This is a genomic window from Streptomyces hirsutus (assembly GCF_001418415.1).
Classification (GTDB): Bacteria; Actinomycetota; Actinomycetes; order Streptomycetales; family Streptomycetaceae; genus Streptomyces; species Streptomyces hirsutus.
This window is the reverse complement of the sequence record NZ_LIQT01000469.1, coordinates 1-4,062: the sequence shown is the minus strand read 5'-3', so window position 1 is coordinate 4,062 and position 4,062 is coordinate 1. Positions and strand designations below refer to the sequence as shown.

Sequence of the window (4,062 nt, the reverse complement as noted above, 5' to 3'; positions counted from 1 at the left end):
GAAGCCGATCACGCCGGCCAGCAGCGCCCAGCCCGCCGCGAAGGCCCACACGTGCGGCGGCAGGTACGAGGAGCCGTAGTCGTCGATCATCGCGAAGCGGACCAGGTCCATGTAGACCGCGGCCGGGTTCCACTGCAGGACGTCGGCCAGCCAGGGCGGGACGTCCTTGTCGGCGAGCATCGCCGGGATGCTGAACATGACGCCCGAGGCGTACATCCAGGTGCGCAGCACGAACGGCATCAGCTGGGCCAGGTCGGGGGTGCTGCTGCCCAGCCGGGCGAAGAGCAGCGCCAGGCCGGTGTTGAAGACGAACTGGAGCAGCAGCGCGGGCATCACCAGCAGCCAGGACAGGGCGGGCATGCTGCCGAACGCCATCACCACGACGACCAGGACGACCATCGAGAACAGCAGCTGCTGGAGCTGCTGCAGGGCGAAGGAGACCGGCAGCGCGGCCCGCGGGAAGTGCAGCGCCCGCACCAGGCCCAGGTTGCCGGAGATGGCGCGCACGCCCGCGAGCACCGAGCTCTGCGTGAAGGTGAACACGAACACGCCGGTGACCAGGAACGGCACGTAGATGTCGCTGGGGATGCCCCGGCGGGCGCCCAGCAGCAGACCGAAGATGAAGAAGTACACGGCCGCGTTCAGCAGCGGGGTCGCCACCTGCCACAGCTGACCCAGCTTCGCCTGGCTGTACTGCGCCGTCAGCTTCGCCCGCGAGAACGTGAGGATGAAGTGCCGGCGCCCCCAGAGCTGACGGACGTACTCGACGAGCGACGGCCGGGCACCGCTGACCGTCAGCCCGTACTTGGCGGCGAGCTCGGCCGCCGTGAGGCCCTCGTCGGGCGGCCCGGACGCGCTGACCGCGACCGTGCCGTCGTGCGTTGTCTCACTCACTGGTGAAAGCTTTCCCTCTTCGAGATGCGCGGGCCCGTACGGGTCCGGCATGCGCCGGGGGGCCTGGGTGCGGCCCCGGTGTTCCGGACACGAGCTTGTCAGATGACAGGGGGCCGGCCCAGCCGGGTCAGCCGCCACACCGTACGCCACTTCATGGGCCGGCGCGGGCCGCAGGGGGTGGCCCACCCCTCCCGGAAACCGCCGAACCAGGCCTTGAGGGCCGGGCGCGACGGTCTGCGGAGCAGGGTGAGCAGCATCCAGGCGCCCAGGTAGAGGGGGACCAGGGGCGCGGGAAGGTTGCGACGGGCCAGCCAGACGCGGTTGCGGGCGACCATGCGGTGGTAGACCGCGTGCCGCGAGGGGGCGGTGGCCGGGTGGTACAGCACCATGTCGGCCCGGTAGTCGATCATCCAGCCCGCGTCGAGGGCCCGCCAGGCCAGGTCGGTCTCCTCGTGCGCGTAGAAGAACGCGTCGGGCAGCACTCCTGCGTCGGCGAAGACCCGGGTGCGTACGGCGTTGGCGCCGCCGAGGAAGGTGGTCACCCGGGAGGAGCGCATCGGGTCGGCGGCGCGCAGCCGGGGCACGTGGCGGCGCTGGGTGCCGCCGGTGTCCGGGTCGGCGATGCGGAAGCTGATGATGCCGAGCTCCGGGTCGGCGGCGAACGCCCGGCGGCACAGCTCTGCGGTGTCGTGATGGGCCAGGAGGCCGTCGTCGTCGAGGAACAGCAGGATGTCGACGTCCCGGCCGCCCGGGCCGAACGCCTCGATGCCGACGTTGCGGCCGCCGGGGATGCCGAGGTTCTCCGGCAGCTCGACGGTGCGCACGCCGTCGGGGACCTCCGGGACGGGCGAGCCGTTGCCGACGACGACGACCCGGACCGGGTCGCCGTCCTGCTTGGCGACCGAGTCGAGCAGGGCGCGCAGCTCGTCGGGGCGGTTGCCCATGGTGATGATCACCGCGCCGACCTTGAGGGAGGATCCCACAGCGGTCACCTCAGCCTGCTGGAAGCGAGAACGGACACCAGGTGCAGCAGCGTCTGCAGCAGGGCTATCCCGGCGAGGACGGCGACACCCAGGCGGGTGAAGAACAGGTCGCCCCGGGCGGCGTCGGCGATCGCGAGGACCACGATCAGCAGCGACGCCTCCATGCCGAGGATCAGCCGGTGGAACTTCAGGGCTCCGGCGGCCCGGCGGGCCAGCGCCATGCCGGAGGAGCGCGGCTCGGCGGCGGACTCCTTGACCGGCGGCAGTCCGCCCTGGTGGCGGGCCACACCGACCAGGTCGGTCTCGGCCTTGATCAGGACGGCGCCGAGGGCGGCCAGGGTGCCGAGGAAGGCCCAGAGCCAGTCGATGCGGCCGGTGCCCCACAGGTCGGCGGCGCGCAGGCCGAGACCGACGAGGACGGCCGCGTCGCACAGGTAGGCACCGACCCGGTCCAGGTAGACCCCGCTGAGCGAGAACTGCTGCTTCCAGCGGGCCACCTCGCCGTCCACGCAGTCCAGCAGCAGGTACAGCTGCACCATGACCAGGCCGAGGACCGCCCCCGTGATCCCCGGCACCAGCAGGGCCGGGGCGGCGAGGACGCCGAAGACGGTCATCAGATACGTGAGCTGGTTGGGCGTGACCCTGGTGTTCACCAGGTAGCGGTCCACCCGCAGGGACACCTCACGCATGTAGAGGCGTCCCATCCAGTGCTCACCGCTGCGCCGGTCCTTCACCCCCGCGGGGTGGACGACCGGACGGAGTTCAGCTACCGATGGCCTTGACATAGTCGGCGTAGACGTCCTTGATCTGTTCGGTCTTCAGGTCGAGATGTTCGAGGATCGTGAAGCGGCCGGGGCGGGTCTCGGGGGCGAATTCGACGACTTTGACGAACTCGTCCGCCGTGAAGCCGATCTCCTGAGGCAGTACCGGGAGTCCGTGCCGGCGCAGTACGTCGGCCATGTACACCGACTCGTCGTGCGCGCCGCGCAGGTACATCGCGAAGGCCGCGCCCAGGCCGCACTGCTCTCCGTGGGCGGCGGCCCGCTTGGGGTGGAGCAGGTCGAAGGCGTGGTTGATCTCGTGGCAGGCGCCGGAGGAGGGCCGCGAGTCGCCGGACACCGACATGGCGATGCCGCTGAGGACCAGTGCCTCGGCGAGCACCTGGAGGAAGTCGTTGTCGCCGATGCCTCCGGGGTGGCGCAGCACGGACTCGCCGGCCTGCCGGGCCATGGCGGCGGCGAGCCCGTCGATCCGCTCGCCCTTGACCCTGCAGGCCAGTTCCCAGTCCGCGACGGCGGAGATGTTGGAGACGGCGTCGCCGATCCCGGCGCGCACGTAGCGTGCCGGGGCGTTCCGGATGACGTCGAGGTCGATGACGACCGCGATCGGGTTCGGCACACCGTAGGAGCCGCGGCCCGCGTCGTTGTCGAGGGTGGCGACCGGTGAGCACAGGCCGTCGTGCGCGAGGTTCGTCGGTACCGCGACCAGCGGAAGGCCGACGCGTGCCGCGGCGAACTTGGCGCAGTCGATGATCTTGCCGCCGCCCAGTCCGACGATGGCGTCGTAGTGTCCGGCCTTTATGGCGCCGGCCAGCCGGACCGCGTCGTCGAGGGTGCCGCCGCCGACCTCGTACCAGGTGGCGCCGGGCAGCGACGGGGAGAGACGCTCGCGCAGTCCGGCTCCGGAGCCGCCGCTGACGGCGACGGCGAGACGGCCGGACTGGGCGATGCGCTCGTCGGCGAGGACCCCGCCCAGGTCGTCGAGGGCGCCGGGGCGGATGTCGACGACTAGGGGAGAGGGGATGAGCCGGGTCAGTACTGGCATGCGATCTCCCGTCCACGGGTGAGATCGTCGTGGTTGTCGATCTCCACCCAGTCGATGTCGCCGATCGGCGCCACGTCGATCCGGAAGCCGCGGTTGACCAGTTCCTGGTAGCCGTGCTCGTAGAACTGCTGCGGGTCGGTCTCCCACACGGTCTTCAGCGCGTCGGCCAGCGCGGGAGCGGCGTCGCCCTCGATGAGGGTGACGCCGATGTACTCGCCGGTGGCCTCGGCGGGGTCCATGAGCTTGGTGATCCTCGTCATGCCCTTGCCGGGGTCGACGACGACCTTCATCTCCTCGTCCGCGAGGGACTTCACGGTGTCGAGGGCGAGGATGATCCGCCTGCCGTCGCCGCGCGCGGCGA

General features: G+C 71.1%; 4 protein-coding genes and 1 pseudogene. All 5 read right to left on the bottom strand.

Annotated features, from left to right (window positions below; all coding sequences use genetic code 11):
• Window positions 1-894 (bottom strand): ABC transporter permease (locus tag AOK11_RS31065; RefSeq protein ID WP_055597027.1); only part of this gene is annotated, 894 nt, incomplete at its 3' end.
• Window positions 895-992: 98 nt separating this feature from the next.
• A complete protein-coding gene (locus AOK11_RS31060; RefSeq protein WP_055597028.1) occupies window positions 993-1,838 on the bottom strand; it encodes a glycosyltransferase family 2 protein in 846 nt (281 codons plus the stop codon).
• A 44-nt stretch (window positions 1,839-1,882) separates the two neighbouring features.
• Window positions 1,883-2,662 carry a CDP-alcohol phosphatidyltransferase family protein gene (locus tag AOK11_RS31055; protein WP_079035200.1) on the bottom strand — a complete coding sequence of 260 codons (780 nt, stop codon included), beginning with the start codon at window positions 2,660-2,662 and terminating at the stop codon, window positions 1,883-1,885.
• Window positions 2,640-3,701: an iron-containing alcohol dehydrogenase family protein gene (locus tag AOK11_RS31050; protein ID WP_055597025.1), complete on the bottom strand. Its 1,062-nt coding sequence runs from the start codon at window positions 3,699-3,701 to the stop codon at window positions 2,640-2,642. Before AOK11_RS31050 ends, AOK11_RS31055 begins: the two co-directional genes overlap by 23 nt.
• Window positions 3,689-4,062: pseudogene (locus AOK11_RS31045) on the bottom strand (phosphocholine cytidylyltransferase family protein); the annotation flags it as partial. The gene AOK11_RS31050 and the pseudogene AOK11_RS31045, both read right to left, overlap by 13 nt.

Coding starts and splice junctions, on each gene's coding strand:
- AOK11_RS31060 (WP_055597028.1), bottom strand. CDS start 1,838: ATGGGCAACCGCCCCGACGAGCTGCGCGCCCTGCTCGACTCGGTCGCC.
- AOK11_RS31055 (WP_079035200.1), bottom strand. CDS start 2,662: ATGTCAAGGCCATCGGTAGCTGAACTCCGTCCGGTCGTCCACCCCGCG.
- AOK11_RS31050 (WP_055597025.1), bottom strand. CDS start 3,701: ATGCCAGTACTGACCCGGCTCATCCCCTCTCCCCTAGTCGTCGACATC.